Source organism: Saccharomonospora glauca K62 (genome assembly GCF_000243395.2).
Lineage (GTDB): Bacteria > Actinomycetota > Actinomycetes > Mycobacteriales > Pseudonocardiaceae > Saccharomonospora > Saccharomonospora glauca.
Window position 1 is genome coordinate 157,977 of record NZ_CM001484.1, and the last position, 17,663, is coordinate 175,639.

At 68.6% G+C, this 17,663-nt stretch carries 14 protein-coding genes; 7 read left to right on the plus strand and 7 right to left on the minus strand.

The window, feature by feature from the left end; genetic code table 11:
- Window positions 1-100 precede the first annotated feature (100 nt).
- The 3 genes from glf to SACGLDRAFT_RS00790 are packed head-to-tail and all read left to right on the plus strand — an operon-like array spanning window position 101 to window position 2,833.
- Window positions 101-1,351 carry a UDP-galactopyranose mutase gene (glf, locus tag SACGLDRAFT_RS00780; protein WP_005460938.1) on the plus strand — a complete coding sequence of 417 codons (1,251 nt, stop codon included), beginning with the start codon at window positions 101-103 and terminating at the stop codon, window positions 1,349-1,351.
- Window positions 1,344-1,907: a phosphatase PAP2 family protein gene (locus SACGLDRAFT_RS00785; RefSeq protein ID WP_005460939.1), complete on the plus strand. Its 564-nt coding sequence runs from the start codon at window positions 1,344-1,346 to the stop codon at window positions 1,905-1,907. Before glf ends, SACGLDRAFT_RS00785 begins: the two co-directional genes overlap by 8 nt.
- Window positions 1,904-2,833: a decaprenyl-phosphate phosphoribosyltransferase gene (locus tag SACGLDRAFT_RS00790; RefSeq protein ID WP_005460940.1), complete on the plus strand. Its 930-nt coding sequence runs from the start codon at window positions 1,904-1,906 to the stop codon at window positions 2,831-2,833. Before SACGLDRAFT_RS00785 ends, SACGLDRAFT_RS00790 begins: the two co-directional genes overlap by 4 nt.
- 3 nt (window positions 2,834-2,836) lie before the next feature.
- Here the strand turns inward: SACGLDRAFT_RS00790 and SACGLDRAFT_RS00795 are convergent, their stop codons facing one another.
- The gene (locus SACGLDRAFT_RS00795; RefSeq protein ID WP_005460941.1) at window positions 2,837-5,635 is read right to left on the minus strand and encodes an arabinosyltransferase domain-containing protein; all 2,799 of its coding nucleotides are present in this window, start codon (window positions 5,633-5,635) and stop codon (window positions 2,837-2,839) included.
- A gap of 2 nt (window positions 5,636-5,637) precedes the next feature.
- Between SACGLDRAFT_RS00795 and SACGLDRAFT_RS00800 the strand changes: the two genes are divergently transcribed.
- Window positions 5,638-7,191, plus strand: a complete 1,554-nt coding sequence (locus SACGLDRAFT_RS00800) for a hypothetical protein (protein ID WP_040918346.1) — start codon at window positions 5,638-5,640, stop codon at window positions 7,189-7,191.
- A gap of 7 nt (window positions 7,192-7,198) precedes the next feature.
- Here the strand turns inward: SACGLDRAFT_RS00800 and SACGLDRAFT_RS00805 are convergent, their stop codons facing one another.
- The 4 genes from SACGLDRAFT_RS00805 to SACGLDRAFT_RS00820 are packed head-to-tail and all read right to left on the minus strand — an operon-like array spanning window position 7,199 to window position 10,601.
- Window positions 7,199-7,813, minus strand: a complete 615-nt coding sequence (locus SACGLDRAFT_RS00805) for a hypothetical protein (RefSeq protein WP_005460947.1) — start codon at window positions 7,811-7,813, stop codon at window positions 7,199-7,201.
- Complete coding sequence (locus SACGLDRAFT_RS00810) at window positions 7,813-8,523, minus strand: hypothetical protein (protein ID WP_005460949.1); 711 nt, start codon at window positions 8,521-8,523, stop codon at window positions 7,813-7,815. Before SACGLDRAFT_RS00810 ends, SACGLDRAFT_RS00805 begins: the two co-directional genes overlap by 1 nt.
- Complete coding sequence (locus tag SACGLDRAFT_RS00815) at window positions 8,523-10,001, minus strand: WXG100 family type VII secretion target (RefSeq protein ID WP_005460951.1); 1,479 nt, start codon at window positions 9,999-10,001, stop codon at window positions 8,523-8,525. The genes SACGLDRAFT_RS00810 and SACGLDRAFT_RS00815 overlap by 1 nt, the downstream gene beginning before the upstream one ends.
- 51 nt (window positions 10,002-10,052) lie before the next feature.
- A complete protein-coding gene (locus SACGLDRAFT_RS00820) occupies window positions 10,053-10,601 on the minus strand; it encodes a YbaB/EbfC family nucleoid-associated protein (protein WP_005460952.1) in 549 nt (182 codons plus the stop codon).
- A gap of 151 nt (window positions 10,602-10,752) precedes the next feature.
- Between SACGLDRAFT_RS00820 and SACGLDRAFT_RS00825 the strand changes: the two genes are divergently transcribed.
- Entirely contained in the window at window positions 10,753-12,930 is a 2,178-nt protein-coding gene (locus tag SACGLDRAFT_RS00825; RefSeq protein WP_005460954.1) for an MATE family efflux transporter, read from the plus strand.
- Window positions 12,931-12,937: 7 nt separating this feature from the next.
- On the opposite strand, the gene SACGLDRAFT_RS00830 is transcribed toward SACGLDRAFT_RS00825, so the two are convergent.
- Complete coding sequence (locus tag SACGLDRAFT_RS00830) at window positions 12,938-13,693, minus strand: decaprenylphospho-beta-D-erythro-pentofuranosid-2-ulose 2-reductase (RefSeq protein WP_005460956.1); 756 nt, start codon at window positions 13,691-13,693, stop codon at window positions 12,938-12,940.
- Window positions 13,690-15,051, minus strand: a complete 1,362-nt coding sequence (locus SACGLDRAFT_RS00835; RefSeq protein ID WP_005460957.1) for an FAD-binding oxidoreductase — start codon at window positions 15,049-15,051, stop codon at window positions 13,690-13,692. The genes SACGLDRAFT_RS00830 and SACGLDRAFT_RS00835 overlap by 4 nt, the downstream gene beginning before the upstream one ends.
- A 69-nt stretch (window positions 15,052-15,120) precedes the next feature.
- On the opposite strand from SACGLDRAFT_RS00835, the gene SACGLDRAFT_RS00840 reads away from it, so the two are divergent.
- A complete protein-coding gene (locus tag SACGLDRAFT_RS00840; RefSeq protein WP_005460958.1) occupies window positions 15,121-15,573 on the plus strand; it encodes a GtrA family protein in 453 nt (150 codons plus the stop codon).
- 87 nt (window positions 15,574-15,660) lie between these two features.
- A complete protein-coding gene (locus SACGLDRAFT_RS00845) occupies window positions 15,661-17,607 on the plus strand; it encodes a glycosyltransferase (protein WP_005460959.1) in 1,947 nt (648 codons plus the stop codon).
- Window positions 17,608-17,663: the final 56 nt, after the last annotated feature.

A 17,663-nucleotide genomic window follows, 5' to 3' on the forward strand; every position in this document is an offset into this window, starting at 1 on the left:
GTACCAGGAAGCGCGCGGCCCTCGTGCGGAGAGGCGGGAGCGGCGTGGACGAACCACTTAACAGGGGTTTCATAACCACGGCCTCACCGCACGGGGGTCGATGCGCGTCGGTAGCCTTTCGCTCGTGAGCGCGGACACGAACACCACAGACATCACAAACGGCGCATACACCGGTTTCGATTTGATTGTCGTCGGCTCCGGTTTCTTCGGCCTCACCGTGGCCGAGCGCGTCGCCAGCCAGCTCGACAAGCGCGTCCTGGTGCTGGAACGGCGTAACCACATCGGGGGTAACGCGTACTCGGAGGCCGAGCCCGAGACCGGCATCGAGGTGCACCGCTACGGCGCCCACCTGTTCCACACGTCCAACAAGCGGGTCTGGGACTACGTCAACCAGTTCACCGACTTCACCGGCTACCAGCACCGCGTGTTCGCGAAGTACCAGGGGCAGGTCTACACGTTCCCGATGAACCTGCACCTGATCAACCAGTTCTTCGGCAAGTCGCATTCGCCCGACGAGGCTCGCGAGCTGATCGCCGAGCAGGCCAGTGAGATCGACACCAAGGACGCCAAGAACCTGGAGGAGAAGGCCATCTCCCTCATCGGGCGTCCGCTGTACGAGGCGTTCGTCAAGGGCTACACGGCCAAGCAGTGGCAGACCGACCCGAAGGAACTGTCGCCTTCGATCATCACGCGGCTGCCGGTGCGTTACAACTTCAACAACCGGTACTTCAACGACACCTACGAGGGCCTGCCCGTCGACGGCTACACCGCGTGGCTGGAGAAGATGGCCTCCCACCCGAACATCGAGGTGCGCACCAACGTCGACTACTTCGACGTGCGCGACCAGATCCCGGAGGGGACGCCGACGGTCTACACCGGCCCGCTCGACCGGTACTTCGGCTACTCCGAGGGCAGGCTCGGCTGGCGCACGCTGGACTTCGAGCAGGAGGTCGTGCCCACCGGTGACTACCAGGGCACGGCGGTCATGAACTACAACGACATCGATGTGCCGTACACCCGTATCCACGAGTTCCGGCACTTCCACCCCGAGCGGGACTACTACCCCACTGACAAGACGGTGATCGTGCGGGAGTACTCGCGGTTCGCCTCCGAGGGCGACGAGCCGTACTACCCGATCAACACGCCCGAGAACCGGCAGAAGCTGGAGCGCTACCGCGAGCTGGCGAAGAAGGAGGCGGCGGAGCGCAACGTCCTGTTCGGTGGCCGCCTCGGTACGTACAAGTACCTGGACATGCACATGGCCATCGGGTCGGCGCTGTCGATGTTCGACAACAAGATCGCCCCGCACCTCACCGAGGGTGCTCCGCTCGACGGGTCGATCGATGCTTGAGAAGCGTCCCGCCGACAGGGCCGTGGGGGAGGAGGTCCCACGGCCCTCGGGCGAACTCGCCGTTCTCGCGGGCGTGCAGCGGGCGATCGCCCGCCCCGCCGTCGTGAAGGCGGCGCGCGGTTTGTCCCACTTCGGCGAGCACAGCGCGGGCTGGTTCGCACTGGGGCTCGTGGGCGCCGCCGTGGACTCGCGGCGACGCCGGGAGTGGCTCACCGCGGCGGCGGGCGTCGTCGGCGCGCACGCGGCCTCGATCGCGGTCAAACGGGTCGTACGCAGGCGGCGGCCGGAGCATCCGGCCGTCACCGTGGGTGTCGATACCCCCAGTCGGTTGAGTTTCCCGTCGTCACACGCCACGTCGACCACCGCGGCGGCTGTGCTGTACTCGGGGCTGGTGGGGCGTAACCTCGTGCCCGCCCTTGTGCCGCCGATGCTCGTCTCGCGTCTCGTGCTCGGCGTGCACTATCCGACCGACGTACTCGCCGGCGCCGCCCTCGGGGGTGTCGTCGGCGGCATCCTGCGCCGCAGGCTGACCTCACGGAAGCGGACACGACGATGAGTGAGACGACCGAGCGTGCCGATGTCAGGGACGGTGCCTCCACCCGAAAGGGACCGATCCCGACGTTACTCGGCGTGGCCAGGACGGCCCGGCCACGGCAGTGGGTGAAGAACGTCCTGGTGTTCGCGGCACCGTTCACCGCGGCCCAGATCACCAACGTCGACGTGCTCGTCGACGCCGCGGTGGCGTTCGTGGCGTTCTCACTCGTCGCCAGCTCGGTCTATCTCATCAACGACGCGGTGGACGTCGAGGCGGATCGCGCCCATCCCACCAAACGCAACCGGCCGATCGCCGCGGGCGTGGTGCCGATCCCGTTGGCCTACGCCTCCGCCGTGGTGTTCTTCGGTGCCGGCCTCGGCGTCGGTTTCCTCGCCGACTGGCGGTTGCTGATCGTGCTCGTCGTGTACGAGGCGGTCCAGCTCGGCTACTGCTTCGGTCTGAAACACCAGCCGGTGATCGACCTGGTGATCGTCGGATCGGGCTTCCTGATGCGGCTGATCGCGGGTGGTGTCGCCACCGGCATCAGCCTGTCGCAGTGGTTCTTGCTGGTCACCGCGTTCGGCTCCCTGTTCATGGTGGCGGGCAAGCGTTTCGCCGAGGTGATGCTCTACGAGCGAACCGGGGCGAAGATCCGGTCGTCGCTGAAGAAGTACTCCGCCAGTTACCTGCGGTTCGTCTGGGCTACGGCGGCGGCGATACTGATCATGACGTACTGCCTGTGGGCGTTCGAACAGCAGCAGCGCGTGCCGGGCACCGTGTGGAGTGTCATCTCCATCGTGCCGTTCGTGATCGCGGTGCTGCGTTACGCCGTGGACGTCGACGGCGGCAACGCGGGCGAGCCCGAGGAGATCGCGTTGCGCGACCGCGTGCTGCAGGTGCTCGGCGCGGCCTGGGTCGTCACGCTGGCGTGCTCGTACTATTTGTGAGCGTCACCTCGCCATGCCGTCCAACGGCGGGGCCACGTAGTCGAACCGGAACACGCTGATCTCCTCCCGCAGTTTGTCTCCCCGCAGGTACGTGGGTATCGGAACAAGGTTCGCGACGTCCAACAGCGATGCGTAGGGCCCGCCCGCGGCCGTGGAGTAGGACATGCCGGTGAGCCAACGGCTGTCCGGCCCCACCGAGAACAGGTGGGTCACCGGCTGGGTGACGCCGTGGGCGACGGCGGCCGGTCTTCGGCACGGCAGGAAGAAGGCGTCCACCCAGTCGAGCGCTACGGGCCGGGAAATCGGAACGTACTCGGTGACCGGCACGACGTGCGGCAGCCGAGGATTGCCCACCGCGAGCCATCCGCCGTCGCCCCGGTCGACGGCGATCACCCGGACTCGCTCGGCCTCACCGGGGTCGAGTCGCGCCTCGCGCCACGAGCCGTCACCGAGCCGGAGCCGTACCTCTCGGTCGACGATGCCGTCGCGGTCGCCGAACTGCACGGTCGCCGACACCGGGCCGCGCCCGGCGAGGGGCACTACGAGCGGGGGCGCGTCGGCGGAGGCCGCGTGCGCGGGCAGCGGATACCACGGACTGGTCCACGACCCCGCCGTTCCGCCACTGCCCCACACCGGTGCCGCGTCCGTCCCGTAGGGAGCGGGTGGTGGGGCGTCGTCGGGATAGCCCGCGTTGCGACGGAAACCGAACCCCGACCCTTCGCGGGGTTCTTCGGGCCGGAGCACGCCTTTCCGCACGTCGGGTTCCACGTCGAGCCAGTCCTCGATGCCGCAGCTTCCGGAGAACGAGGTCGCCGTGGAGTACGCGACGCTGTAGGTGCCCGACCGGGAGTGCAGCGGGTAGGCCAGCGATCCGAGCTCGACTGCCACGGTTCCCATGGCGAGGAGTGGGAGTAACCAGGCCGGGGACGGTAGCCGCCGCCACGCTCCGAGTAGTCCCGCCACGGCCAGCAGCAGGCCGCCGCCGAGCACGACGGTGGCGAGATCGATCTCGCCGATGTCCGGTTGTTCCCGCGACCACGGCACCCCGAGGGTGGCGACGAACCACCAACGCAGCGGCGCGCCGAGCGCGTAGGCCGCGGTCGCTGCCACGGCGACGACGAACAGCGAGCGTTCCACGGGCCGTCGCAGCGCCCCCGAACGCACGGTGTGCACCACGGCGGCCAGCAACACCGCGGCGATGCCGCCGATGGCGCCGAAGTGGTGCGTGTACTTGGTGGGGGTGAAGGCCAGGGCGACGAAGAACAACACCGCGACCAGCACGGCTCGCCGGGTGGGACGGGTCGCGAGTCCACGGGCCCGCCGAGTGACCAACAGCAGCGCGAGTACCAGCAGCGACAGCCACAGCAGCAGCAACGGCATACGGCGGTTGAGACCACCCCGGAGCGGGTCGAACACCTCCTCGTACCGCCTTGGCTCGTCGAACACGCCGTAGGCGGGACCGATCGCGGTCCGTACCTCTGTGGAATGCAGCACCGCCGCCAGCGACTGGTCGGCGAACATCACCAGGAGGGGCAGGGCTGCCGCACCCAGCACGACGGGCACCAGTTTCGCGCCGTGATGCCGCAGCAGCCGCACGAGGCCACCGGCGGCGGCGAGGAACGGCGCGAGCGCCACCACCCCGGTGGGGGTGACGGCCACGGTCAGTCCCGCCGTCACGACGGCGGTGGCCAGCGCGGGCGCACTCCGCGTGGCGACGGCACGTTCGACCAGGAGGAACACCAGGACGGTGCCGAGCATCACCCACGGCTCGGGGCGCAGGCCCACGCCGAACTGGACGTACCAGAGGGCGAAGGCTCCCGCCGCGCCGAACCGCGCCGGCGTGCTCGGTCGTCGGGCCAGCCGGGGGAGCAGGAGCCGGTCGACGAGCAGCCACAGCACGAACCCGAGGAGGACGGAGGGCAGGCGAAGCCACCACACGGCGTCGTCGACCGCGACGACGAGCCGATATAGCTCGTAGAACCAGCTGAACGGTGCCTCGGGAGCGTTGAACCAGCGGAAGTAGTTGCCGACGAAGTCGCTGTCGTCGGCGGCCTTCAGCATGGTGACGATGTAGCCGTCGTCCACCGTGGGCGCCCCGATCACGAGCCAGCCCACCAACGCCCCGGCCACGAGAACGTCGGGCCCCCGCGGTCTCCACCAGCCACGGGGCAGCAGCCGTAGTCGACGGGCGCGTTCCGAGTGCGCCCGAATCAACAGCCCGAACATCGTCGCCGCCGCCGTCAGCGCCACGATGGCCAGCACGATCCGTGCCGGGCCGGGAGTGCTTTCAAACCTCGTGTCCGGCACCACCGTCACGCGTAATTCGGTTTGGTCGACGAGATCGGTGAACATTCCCGTCACCACGGGCGTGTTCTCGGTGTGGGCGAGCCGTTCGCCGTCGACCGAGACGACGGTGCCGTGCGGTCCGGACGAGACGGACCACTCGCAGTCGTGGTTCACCCTGGAGGTGATCAACCGGAGGTCCCCGACCCGAACCGTGACGACGTCCGCGGCGACGTCGACGGTGAGTCCACCGCCGACGTGATTCGTGACGGGCGCTTCACGAGGTGCCGTGGTAGACAGCAACAGGCCATCACCGAGAGTGTTCACGTCCCTACAGGTGAACGTGACGTCCAATCGGTGGGGCTCGTAGGGAAGAAGCGGCAGGATCCTGTTCCCCGCCGGGGTGTCCGGCCATTCGTACACCGACATCCGCGTTTCCACGGGCGCGAGCACGAACAACCCGGCTGCCACCACGGACAGCACGCCGCATATTGTGATCAACCAAATACGGAAGGTCACCGTTGGAGCGTAGAGAACGGACAACCGACCCGGCTCGGCGGGCCACTGCGCTGGTGGTCGCCGGGGCGGCGTTACTCGCAGCAGGGGTCTTCGTCGTCGTGAAGGACAGCCTCATCGACGACGCCTACATCACGCTGTCCTACGCCAAGAACCTCGCCGTGCACGGCGAGTGGGGACTCGTCCCGGGGATGCGGGCGAACTCCGCCACGTCACCGCTGAACGTGCTGCTGCTCGGCGCCCTCACGCTGATGACGCGGGTGTCGGGTTCGGCCCATCCCGTCGTCGCGCTCGGGGTGTTGACGGTGGTGGCGACCGCCGTGCTCGCCTGGGGATGGACCCGCCTGACGCGCGCGTACCGGCTGCCGTGGCCGGTGGCGGTGCTCGGGGTCCTGGTGGTGCTGTCCAACCCCTTCGTCCTGTCCGCCATTGGGCTCGAAGTGCTGCTCATCCCGGCGGTTCTCGTGCTACTCACCGTGTTCGCCGTCGAGGGACGTCCGGTGGCGTTCGGCGTGGCCGCGGCGCTGGCCGTGCTCACGCGACTCGACCTCGTGGTGTTCGTGCTGGTGATGGCGTTGTGCGCGGGGCCGATCCGGCGGCGCATCGGCAGGGCCGTGCTCGCGGGGGTCGTCGTGGCGGCGCCGTGGTACGTGTTCAGCTGGGTCGTCCTCGGCTCGGCCGTGCCCGACACCCTCGTCATCAAGCAGGACCAGGACGGGCTTTTCGGCAGGTGGACCTACGCGACGGGGCCGGTGATGTACTACCTCGGCCAGAAGTTCGCCGTCGTGATGGCGTTCGCGCCGGCCTTGGTGGGACTCGTCGCCTGGTTCGGTCTCGTGGGCCTGCGATTGGCCCGACGCTGGACGCGGTTTCCCGATCTCTCCGCCCTCGTCGGCCTCGGTGGAGGGGCCATTGCCTACTACCTGGTCTACACCGCGCTGGGCGTGGGACCGTACCACTGGTACTACGTGGCCCCCGCCACCGCGCTGGGCACGTTCGCGGTGGCGGCGCTCGGTGTGTGGCTCGTGAAGGCCGGGCAGGACGCCAGGTTGGTGGAGCGCACCCCGCTGGCCGCGCTCGGTGCCGTGGCCGTGTTCGTGGCGGGGGCCGTGGCCGTGGCGGTGACGCGGGACATGCCCTGGCGTTCTCCCGTGATCTTCGGCAACTGGGCGAGTGCCTCCGACTACGCGCACGTCGGTCGGGAACTCGGGGAACGGGTCGGCGAGGACACCGTGTTGTCGCCCGGCGAGATCGGCACGCTGGCCTACTACTGCGAGTGCCGGATCATAGACGTGTTCTCCGACCGCGGCCGGGTGGCCGAGCTCGTGGAGGACCGCCTCGCCGAGGCGGGGCCGGTGTCCTCGGCGTTGCTGAGGCTGAACTACCTGTTCTTCGACGAGGACATCGAGCGCGCGCCGATCGACCACCGGCTGCGTTACGAGCGCGGCCCCGGAAGCGGGGAGAACACCTGGCAGGTGTTCTCCGACGCGCTCGGCGTCGGGCACTTCACCCTCCTGCCGGAGGAGGAGCGGGAGCCGGTGACCACCGCCCAGCGGTGAACCGGGTTCAGCGCAGAGCGTGAGTCCGTTCCCGCGCCCTGCGCACCTTCATCACCGCGTGGACGTCCCGCGAGTACAACTCGGAGCCGTCGGCGAACCGGAACGCGATCACGGGGCGCGGCGGAACGCTGCGGCCGAGGAACGGCGCGTCGAGGGCTTCGAGGTGTCCGGCGTCCATCTCCTCGAACGTGGCGAACACGCCCGAGTCGGGGGCCGGATCGCCGGCGAGGTGTTTCGTCGGATACACCACCGCGATCCTGCGGTCGGTGACGACCACGCGTGCCTCACCGTGGCTGACGGCCAGGTGGTCGGCGAGCCTTACGGCGATCTGGCCTTCGTGGTCGGCGCGGACCCAGTGGCCCAGCGTCGGGTCGTCGGTCCAGTCCTCCGGCGGCAGGTTCTCCACGGGCAGCGGCCACCGTGGTCTCTCCAGCCGCACTTCCGGCAGCTGTCGACTCGGCACGTGCGGCGCGCGCCGCCGGCCACCCACGAACGCGCCGACGTGTGCCCGGATGGGCGGGCAGCCGAGGATCAGTCGCTCGCCCTCCGCGAGCCAGTACCGGGCGAGCTCGGTCTCGACGATCTCGTCGTTCTGGGCCGCCTGCCTCGGATTCTCTTCCATCAGCGGTCTCCCCGGCTCAACGTCAGCATCCATTCGAACACGCTCTCGTCCTCCACACCGAGAAGCAGGTCGATGCCGGAGCCGTCCACGAAGGACATCCGAAGACACGGTTTGGTGCGCATCCGCAGCCTGCGCCGGGACACGGCGAGTCCGCTGATCCGATCGCGGTCGACGGAGGCCGACACCGCCATCGGCGGGCAGGTGACGGGAACGTCCGCGACGTTCTCGCCGTACTTCTTCGTGCGGTCGGTGACGATGTTGACGATGTCCATGCCCCACCCGATCGTCTTGCGCAGCAGCGAACCCTGCCTGGGCGGGCTGGGTTCCCGGACGACGTCGAGCACGAGCAGTCGGGCCGAGGTCAGCGCCCACGTCCGCCAGTTGCTGCGGGCGGCGAGGGGAACGTCGCGCAGGGCCGTGTGGGCCAGGCAGTCGGGGCCGTCACCGAACACGACGACGTCCGGCGGCAGGTCGGCCCCGCCCGGATCGTCCTCGATCCCCGCCACGAGACCGACGGCCACGTTCGCCGCTCCGCGACCGAGCGCTCCGAGTCCCCTGGAGACCGCGCCCGCCCGCGGCTGGCCCTTCTCGTCCAGCCGCGCGACGTCGTAGACGAACCGGCTACCGTGGGCGGCCCACAGCACCGTCTCGCCCTCTGCGACCACTTGTCGGGCCAGCGTGGCCGGCCCAGGGGCGTCGGAGAAGCTCATTACAGGTTGAACCCTCGCTCGATGTCCTCACGACGCTGTTCCTCGTCGGAGGTCGTGGCCTCGTGGTAGCCGCGCTTGATCCCCTGCTCGACGGCGGCGCCCGGCAGGTTCTCCATCGCGGCGTTGTACGCCGCGGTGGTCTTCCTCGTCGTGCCGCTCATGCCCAGGGTACGAAGGCCGAGCTCGCTCAGGTTCGTCGCGAGGGCGTCGGAGCCGGTGTCGCTCAGTCCCCTCCGGCCCACGAAGCGGTTCGACGTGATGGAGTTACCGGCTTCGTCGGCGTTGGTGACGATGCGGTACAGCGGGCTCTGCGACCCGAGCCGACGGTGCAGCATGCCGCCACCTCGCATGTTCTGCAGCCGCTGCGACTGCTGCATGACCCGACGCAGCGGCCCGTTGCGGAGGGTCACCAGGATGTCCTCAAGCTTGTTCACCAGTGGCCCGAGCTTGCTGAAGAGCTCCCTGACCTTCATGCCGAGCCGGGTTCCGGTGATGCCGACCTGTGCGGTGGTGGTGGCACTCGCCGCGGCCACCGAGGCGCCGGCGGTGATCCACGAGGCCGCGAGCGCGGCCAGCCACTCGATGATGAGCCCCATCACCAGCTCGGTCAGGAAGTCGACCACCGTCTCGACGAACAGGTCGAACAGATCGGCGGCCGTCTCAAGGATCTGCTGGAGGTCCCTGATCTCGTCGGCGAACGCGGCGGAGCCGTCGCCGAATTCGGTCATCTGAGTGCGGAAAGCGTCCCCGGCCGGGCCCTGCCACGCCTCGGCGGTGGCCTCGGCCCGCTTCTTCTCGTCTTCACCAACCGTGTCGAGCCATTCGGCGACCTTCGCCCAGCCCTCGGCGGTGCTCCGCATCTGGTCGGGGTCGCCGACGGCGGGTTCGAGGATGAACTCCACGAGCGGACTGATGACGATGCTGACGAGGAAGCCCAGCCCGTTGTCGAAGAACGCCTGGCCCGGACTGGTGATGAGCTGGAGCTGCTCCATCCGCATGTGGACGGTGTCGATGACGATGTCCGGCGGGCTGGAGGCGGTGGAAAGGCTTTGGGACGCGCTCATCCACGACGAGCCGTAGCCGCCGTGCTGCTCCAGGTAGCTCCGCCTGCCGTCGTCGCCTGCCGAGTTGAGGTCCGCCAGCGAGCCCGGCCCGGAGCTGACCTGCGACAACGCGCTGTCGATCTGCTTCATGCCGTCGACCACCGCGTCGTCGGATTGCTGGTACATCTTGGCGGCCTGAACGGTCTTCTCCGCGATTTCCTCGAGGAAGTTCTTGGCGTCACTGGCCAGGCCCTGGCACTCCTCCAGGTTGTTGAAGTAGGTGCGCACCAGGAACTCACCGAGTGGGCCGAAGCAGTCGTCGCTGACCCGTGCCTGTTCGAGCAGTCTCTCCAGACTCGCGAAGTTCTCGGAGGCGGCCTGCGAGCCCTTGCTGTGTTCGAGGAGAGCCTCGGCATGTACTTCGTAGCCGGTCACGATGTCCTCACTTTTCGTTGCGGAGCGGGGCGTTGACGAGAGCCGACGGACTCAGCGCAGGATCGGGCCGTTGAAGTCGTCGTCGTCCAGCTCCTCCACGGGGCGCCGAGTACGAGGAGTCGACCTGATGGGGCGCTGGACCGGCTGCTGGGTGGGCGGCGGGCCCGCCTGCTGGCCCGGCTGTTGGGTGGAGGGCTGGCCCGGCTGCTGACCCGGCAGGGGCAACGAGGACGCGGGCGGCGGTGTGCTCGGGCCGAGCGGAGTCACGCTCTGCGCCCGGAACGCCTCCTTGAACTGTTGCATCTTGTCGCCGAGGATCGGTTCCACCGTGGCCTGCATCGCCGCCGCGGCCTGCTGAGTGGCCTGTCGGATGGTGGCCAGGATCTCCTGTTGCAGCTGGGTGTGGCTGCGGCGCATGGCCATGGGCGAGAGCTGAAGTCCCAGCACCGCGCCCGACGGCGCCACCGTCACCGTCACCGAGCCGTCGGAGTTTCGGGCGTGTCCTTTCAGCTCGGCGAGCTTCTCCTTGAGCTCGGCCGCTTTCTTGGCCTGCTCCTGGAAGGAGCGCAGAGCCTGCTCCAGCCGTTCCTCGCTACCCACGACACTCCTTATGGATTTTTGGGGTTTCAGCCTGTTCGGACGCGTGGGGAGGGACATCGGTTCCGGTCACGCCGGCTGATCTCGCCCCAGGTACCTCCCGGCCCGCGGCGATGGGTAGCTTACGGAAAAGAGCCCGACGAGACAGGCGGTCATGACATCGGAGACTGACAGAGAGACCACCGAGCGCCCAGCGGGCGGTGACGCGACGGCGGACGGTGTGAGGGCCGAGCCGTCGCCCGGTAGTGCCTCACCGGCATCGAGGCCGTCCTCTTCGAAGCGGAGTGATCGCGGCACGTGGCTCGTCGGGGCGTTGGCGCTGCTGGTCGGCTGTGTCTTCGTCGCCGTGGACCTGGCCTTCAACCAGGGCAAGCTCATCGCGCCGATCGACGACGCCTACATCCACCTCCAGTACGCCAGTCAGCTGGGCTCGGGGCATCCGTTCGAGTACAACACCGGCGATCCCGTCTCGACGGGCGCGAGCAGTCTGCTGTACGCCTTCGTGCTCGCCGCCGCCCACGCCGTCGGGTTCACGGGCACCGCGTTGTTGGCGTTCGCCGTGGCATTCGGGGTCGTGTGCTTCGCCCTCACCACGGTGCTCGTGGCCAAGCTGGGCACGGCCCTCGTCGGCCGGGCGGTGGGGCTTTGGGCCGGTGTGCTCACGGCCGTGAGCGGCCCGCTGCTGTGGGGCGCGGCCAGCGGCATGGAGGTCGGACTGACGTCGGTGCTGGCCACCGGCGCCGTGTTGGCCTTCGTCCGTGAGCGGGACGCGGCGCGATTCCGCCTGACGCCCGCGCTCGCCGCGTTGCTGGCCCTCGTGCGGCCGGAGGGCCTGTTCTTCGCCGTCGCGCTGTGCGCCGCGATGGTGTGGACTTCCCTGCGTGCTCACGGCCCGCGGCTCGGCCGCCTCGTGGCGTGCTGCGCGCCCCTGCTCGTGGGGGCGGCACAGTACGCGTTCTACCGGATCGCCACGGGCACCTTCAGCGCCAACGGGGTGCAGTCGAAGTCCCACCTCTACGACCGGCCGATCTTCTACTTCGGCGAGTTCGTCGACCGCACGTTCGCCAACGTCCGCGTGGTGGTCGACCACTTCAACGGTCTCAACAACACCGACTTCGCCTTTCCGTTCGCGCTGGTGTTCTTCCTCGTGGGCATCGGCTACCTGCTGGTGACGCGCCCCGAGTGGCGGCCGCTCGGGACCGCCATGGTCGCCGGATTCGCGCTGGTCGTGCTGTCGGCGTCGACGCTGAGCACCGCGCTCGTGCACGAGCTGCGGTACTTCCAGCCGTTCCTGCCGCTGTTTTTCGTGTTCGCCGCGATCGGCGGTTACGCGCTCACCCGGCTCGTCCCGCGCGAACGCGAGCGCAGGTTCACGCTGTACGCCGTGCTGCTCGTAATGGTGCTGTTCACGGTGGTGGCCACCCCCACGTGGGCGGTCCGCCTCGGGCGGCAGGCGGCCACCATCCGCGACACCGACGTGTCGGTGGGCGCGTGGATCAGCGGCAACCTGCCGCCCGACGCCGTCGTGGGGGTCAAGGACGTCGGGGCCATCGCCTACTTCGGTGAGCGTCGGGTGGTCGACACCATCGGCCTCGCCACCAACGGCTTCGCCGAGGCCAGCAACAACGGCCCCGGAAGCCTGTACGAGAAGTTGCGGTCCCTGCCGCCCGAGCAGCGGCCCACCCACTTCGCCGTGTACGAGCCGTGGCCGGGCGCCTCGATGCAGTCGTTCGTGGACACGGGGGTGTTCGCCTCACCGCCGTTGATCACTTTTCCGGTGCGTACCCCGCCGGATCTGAACAACCGCCGCATCGTGCCGTTCACCGAGACGAGCGTGTACCGCGCGGACTGGACGTTGGCCGGTAGCGGGGACCGGGCCCCCGTCAGCGGCCGGGTCAGGGACTACCTCAACGTCGGTTCCCTGGAAAGCGAGCAACGGCACGACTACGAGGTGCGTGCCCAGCAGCCCGGTTGGCAGCCCTACACGGTGCTGCGCAGGCAGGGCGACGTCATTGACAGCGGACGAACCGTCGTGGGCGGGGAGAGCTTCACGGTGACCGGCCTCACTCCCGGCCAGCCGTTGCGGATCGCCACGCGCGTGCTGTCGGCCGCGGCGAACCCGGAGAACCGCGAGGTGAAGGTGCGGGTCGACGGTCGTGACGCGGGAGTGTGGCGGTTGCCCGACTCCCCCGAGGCGTGGATGACCACCGAGTTCACGGTGGCCGGTGATTTGATCACCTCACCGGAGGTCACCGTCGAACTGGGGCCCGTCCGTCCGCTGCTGTCGCCCTACCCCGAGTACACGTCCTTCGGGTACTGGTTCGTGCAGTGACGGACCTTTAGATCGGCAGCTTGCGGAAGATCGGGCGCGGCACGTGCCGCAGCACCGACATGACGAAGCGGAACGCCCCCGGCGCCCACACCAGGTCCTTGCCCTCGCGGGCGGCCTTCACGGCGATCTCGGCCACCTGCGGAGCGGTCTGCTCCAGCGGGGCCTTGGCCATGCCCTCGGTCATCTTCGTCCGCACCTGGCCGGGCCGGACCACGGTCACCGACACGCCGTAGGGGCGCAGCGCCTCGCCGAGTCCGAGGTAGAAGCCGTCGAAACCGGCCTTCGTGGAGCCGTACACGAAGTTCGAGCGGCGCACTCGCTCGCCGGCCACCGAGGACAGCGCGATGATCTTGCCGTGCCCCTGCTTCCGCAGCTGCTGTGCCAGCGGCACGCCGACCGACACGGCGGCGGTGTAGTTCACGGTGGCGAGCCGCACCGCCGTGGCGTGGTCCTGCCACGCCTGCTCCGCGTCACCGAGCAGGCCGAACGCCACCACGGTGATGTCGATGTCGCCGTCGGCGAACGCCCGGTCGAGCACGGCGGGGTGGGAGTCGGTGTCGAGCGCGTCGAAGTCGATGCTCGTCACCTCGGCGCCCGCGGCCTTCAACCGCGAGACCGCCTCGTCGCGACGCGGCGACGGGCGGGCGGCGAGCACGATCCGCAGCGGCCGCGCGGCGAGGTACTTCTCCGCGATCGCGAGCGCGATGTCCGAGGTGCCACCGAGCAGCAGCAACGACTGAGGGTTGCCCACGGCGTCGATCACAGTCCGAGCCTCCTGGCCATGTCGGAGATGAAGATGCGGTCGGGGTCGACGGACTGCCGGATCTTGCGCCACTCGTCCAGCCTCGGATACATGCGCTGGAACGTCTCGGCCGAGGTCCGCGAGTCCTTCGCCGTGTAGAGGCGTCCGCCCGCGGCCAGTACCTCGGCGTCGAGCTCGTCGCAGAACTCGGCGAGACCGCGCTTCACCGGAAAGTCCACACTGAGCATCCAGCCCGGCGACGGCCACGACAACGGCGCGGGGTTCGCCTCACCCATCCGCTTGATGACGTTGAGGAAGGAGTAGTGCCCCGAGTTCGCGATCCGGCGGCAGAGCTCCTTGAGCGCGTCCTCGCGCCCGAACGGCACCGAGAACTGGTACTGGAGGAAGCCTCGCGGGCCGTACCCGCGGTTCCATTCCCGCAGCATGTCGAGCGGGTGGTAGAACTGCGTCAGGTTCTGGATCTTGCCGCGGGTGCCCTTCTTCGGCACCGTGCGATGCCACAGCTCGCCGAGCGCCGTCGCGGTCAGGCGGTTCACCATTCCGTTGGGGAAGATGTCCGGAACGGTCATCAGCACGGGCGCGTCGAACTTGAGCGGATCGGCCTTCAGCTTGTCGGGAAGCTGGTCCACCGTGGCCAGCGAGCCGCGCGAGAACGTCGCCCTGCCGAGTCGACCGTCGCGCGAGATCAGGTCCGGCACGGCCATCGAGTAGTCGTAGTTGAGGTCGGAGCCGTTGGTGAACAGCTCCAGCGTCTCGTCGAGGTCGGCCGTGCGGTCGGCGTCCACCACGAAGTACGCCGTCTCGGTGCGCTTCATCCGGATGGTGGCGCGGACGATGATGCCGGTGAGTCCGATCCCGCCGACGGTGGCCCAGAACAGGTCCTGCTCCGGACCTTCCGGGGTCAGGGTGCGGATCGAGCCGTCGGCGGTGAGCAGGTCCATCGAGACGACGTGGTTGCCGAAACTGCCCGCGCTGTGGTGGTTCTTGCCGTGGATGTCGTTGGCGATCGCGCCACCGATCGTCACCTGGCGGGTGCCCGGTAGCACCGGGACCCACAGCCCGTACGGCAACGCGGCGCGCATCAACGCGTCGAGGCTCACGCCCGCGTCGAGGTCGACCAGCGCCGTGTCCGGGTCGATCGAGTGAATGCGGTCGAGCGCCGTCATGTCGACGACCAGCCCGCCGGCGTTCTGCGCCGGGTCACCGTAGGACCGACCCAGCCCTCTGGCGATCACGCCGCGCTCACCGGCCTCGGTGACGGCACGGGCGATGACGTCCACGTCTGGCGTGCTCAGGACATCGGCCGTGGTCGGCGCCGTACGGCCCCATCCGGTCAGTGTCCGCCGTTCGGTGCTCACCCGAACCAGAGTAGCGACGCTGTGATGCCTAGACTCGGACGGGACGACCGACTGCCGACGAGGTAACGCATGGTGGCTACGGATTCGCGGGCGAGTGGCACCAAAAGCGAGGTGCCCACGGCATCGCCCGGTCTGCTGACGCAGCTCTTGCGGTTCGTCCTCATCGGCGGCTTCTGCGCGCTCGTGGACTCCGGCCTGTACTGGCTGCTTCTTCAGGCGGGCGCCTGGGTGCATCTCGCCAAGGGCCTGAGTTTCATCGCCGGCACTACCACGGCCTATTTTCTTAACAGGCGTTTTACGTTTACGGCGGCACAAAAGGGCGGAGCCGGGCAGCTCGGCGGTTTTGTGCTGCTCTACACGGTGACGTTCTTCGTCAATGTGGGTACAAATGCGTTGGCCCTGCACCTGCTGCCCGACCTGCGGTGGCGGGTGGCGATCGCCTGGATCGTCGCGCAGGGCACGGCCACCAGCATTAATTTCATCATGTTGAAGTGGGTTGTGTTCAGGGAACCGCGCTCTTGACGGGCAGGCGTCGGGATCAATCGATCGGCCTGTACCTTACTGGGCGACTCCCGCGTGATTGCAATTCATTTGGAGGACTGAGGTCTCATGCCCGGTAAAGCGGCACCGGCCACCGCACCAGAGCAGGCCAAAACCGGCAAGTCGGCCGCAAGCAAGGCCGCCAGCTCAGAGAAGGCCCTGTTCTCCGAACATGCCGGCACCGGCAGGTTGCTCGCGCAGCGCGGCTTGTTCGCGGGCCCGGCCGAAGTGGTGAGCAAGGATCTCTACGCGGAGGTCGTCGGAGGGGTGGCCACCCGCGAGCGGGAGACGGTCTCGTTGGAACCGTCCGCGCGGGTCACCGGCAACACGTACTTCGGTCGTTTCCCGGCCAGCTACTGGCAGCGCTGGACCACCGCGAAGTCCGTCTCCGTCGAGGCCGACGTCACCGGGACGGGGCAGCTCGCGGTCCGTGCCTCCGACATGGAGGGCGAGCCGAGGACCGTCGTCGTCCGCACCGTGACCGACGCGAAGAACGAGCACGTGGTGCTCGAAGCTCCGTTGGACAAGTTCCTCGACGGCGGCGCGCTGTGGCTGGATTTGGAGACCGAGGCGGGGCGGCTCACGGTCACGAATGTCCGGTGGACCGTCGAGTCCCCGGAGAAGATCCGTCCCACCGCGGTCACGATCTGCACGATGAACCGCGCGGACGACTGCCTGAAGAACCTGTACGCGCTCGCCGACTCGCTGCCCGCGCTCGACACGCTCGACGCCATCTACGTCGCCGACCAGGGCACCGACACGGTCGACTCGCGCGAGGGCTTCGCGGAGGTCGCCAAGCGCCTCGGTGACAAGCTGCACTACATCAAGCAGCCGAACCTCGGCGGGGCGGGCGGCTTCACCCGAGGGCTGTACGAGGTCGCGGGCAACACCGAGACCGAGCACGCGAACGTGCTGTTCATGGACGACGACGTGCTCCTCGAACCGGACCTGATCATCCGCCTGACGGCGTTCTCCAACCGGGCCGCCAGCCCGATGATCGTCGGTGGGCAGATGCTCAACCTGCTGCACCCGAACCAGCTCCACGTCGGCGCGGAGTACGCCCGCCTCAACACGTTGGAGCCGGGGCAGCCCGTCCCGCACAGCCTCTCCACCGCGGACCTGCTCGGCGTCGACCCGGAGACCGGCAAGCCGAACCGGCAGGAGCGCAGGCTCGACGCGGGCTACAACGGTTGGTGGTCGTGCCTGATCCCCTACGAGGTGGTCAAGGCGATCGGCTACCCGATGCCGTTCTTCTTCCAGTGGGACGACGCCGAGTACAGCTACCGGGCTCGCGCGCACGGCTTCCCGACCGTGACCCTGCCCGGCGCGGGTGTGTGGCACGCCGACTTCCACTGGAAGGACTGGGACGAGTGGCACCGCTACTTCAACCTGCGTAACTCGATCATCACCGCGGCGCTGCACAGCCCGTTCGATTTGAACCTGCTCTCGCGGGTGTTGCTGGCGCAGCTCGTGCGCTACCTGCTGAGCATGCAGTACGGCCTGTCGGCGACGCTGATCACCGCGGTGGAGGACTTCCTCAAGGGCCCGGAGGTCCTGCACGACGGCGGTGTCGCCGCGATGAAGCGCATCCGGGAGATCCGTGCGCAGTACCCGGAGACCAAGCGGTACAAGCCCACCGAGGTTCCGGGCATCGCGTCCAACGACATCGGCATCATCAACACCGCGCCGAGGCCGAGCCTGCAGCGCCTCGTGCTGCTCAAGCGGATCATCTACCGGCTCCTCGGCAAGCACCGCTTCGAGCTGGGCGCCATCCCGAGCGATGAGGCCCACTGGTGGCACGTGTCGCAGTTCGAGACGGCGATCGTCACCGACGCATCCCAGGAGGGCGTGCGGGTGCGCCGCTACGACCGGCAGCGCATGTTCGAGCTCGCCAAGCGGGGTGTGCAGGTGATCAGCAGGCTGCGCAAGGAAGGCAAGCTCGTGCAGGAGGAGTACAAGCGAGCCCTGCCGCAGCTCACCAGCCGTGAGAACTGGAAGCGCCTCTACCAGCTCTGACGTGTTCGGCCGACGGGGTCGTGAGCGACGTGCTCGCGGCCCCGTCGTCGTGTTCG

What these genes read in the sequence shown, in the direction of transcription:
- SACGLDRAFT_RS00790 (WP_005460940.1), top strand. Translation starts at nt 1,904, where the DNA reads ATGAGTGAGACGACCGAGCGTGCCGATGTCAGGGACGGTGCCTCCACC.
- glf (WP_005460938.1), top strand. Translation starts at nt 101, where the DNA reads ATGCGCGTCGGTAGCCTTTCGCTCGTGAGCGCGGACACGAACACCACA.
- SACGLDRAFT_RS00845 (WP_005460959.1), top strand. Translation starts at nt 15,661, where the DNA reads ATGCCCGGTAAAGCGGCACCGGCCACCGCACCAGAGCAGGCCAAAACC.
- SACGLDRAFT_RS00810 (WP_005460949.1), bottom strand. Translation starts at nt 8,523, where the DNA reads ATGAGCTTCTCCGACGCCCCTGGGCCGGCCACGCTGGCCCGACAAGTG.
- SACGLDRAFT_RS00805 (WP_005460947.1), bottom strand. Translation starts at nt 7,813, where the DNA reads ATGGAAGAGAATCCGAGGCAGGCGGCCCAGAACGACGAGATCGTCGAG.
- SACGLDRAFT_RS00785 (WP_005460939.1), top strand. Translation starts at nt 1,344, where the DNA reads ATGCTTGAGAAGCGTCCCGCCGACAGGGCCGTGGGGGAGGAGGTCCCA.
- SACGLDRAFT_RS00840 (WP_005460958.1), top strand. Translation starts at nt 15,121, where the DNA reads ATGGTGGCTACGGATTCGCGGGCGAGTGGCACCAAAAGCGAGGTGCCC.
- SACGLDRAFT_RS00825 (WP_005460954.1), top strand. Translation starts at nt 10,753, where the DNA reads ATGACATCGGAGACTGACAGAGAGACCACCGAGCGCCCAGCGGGCGGT.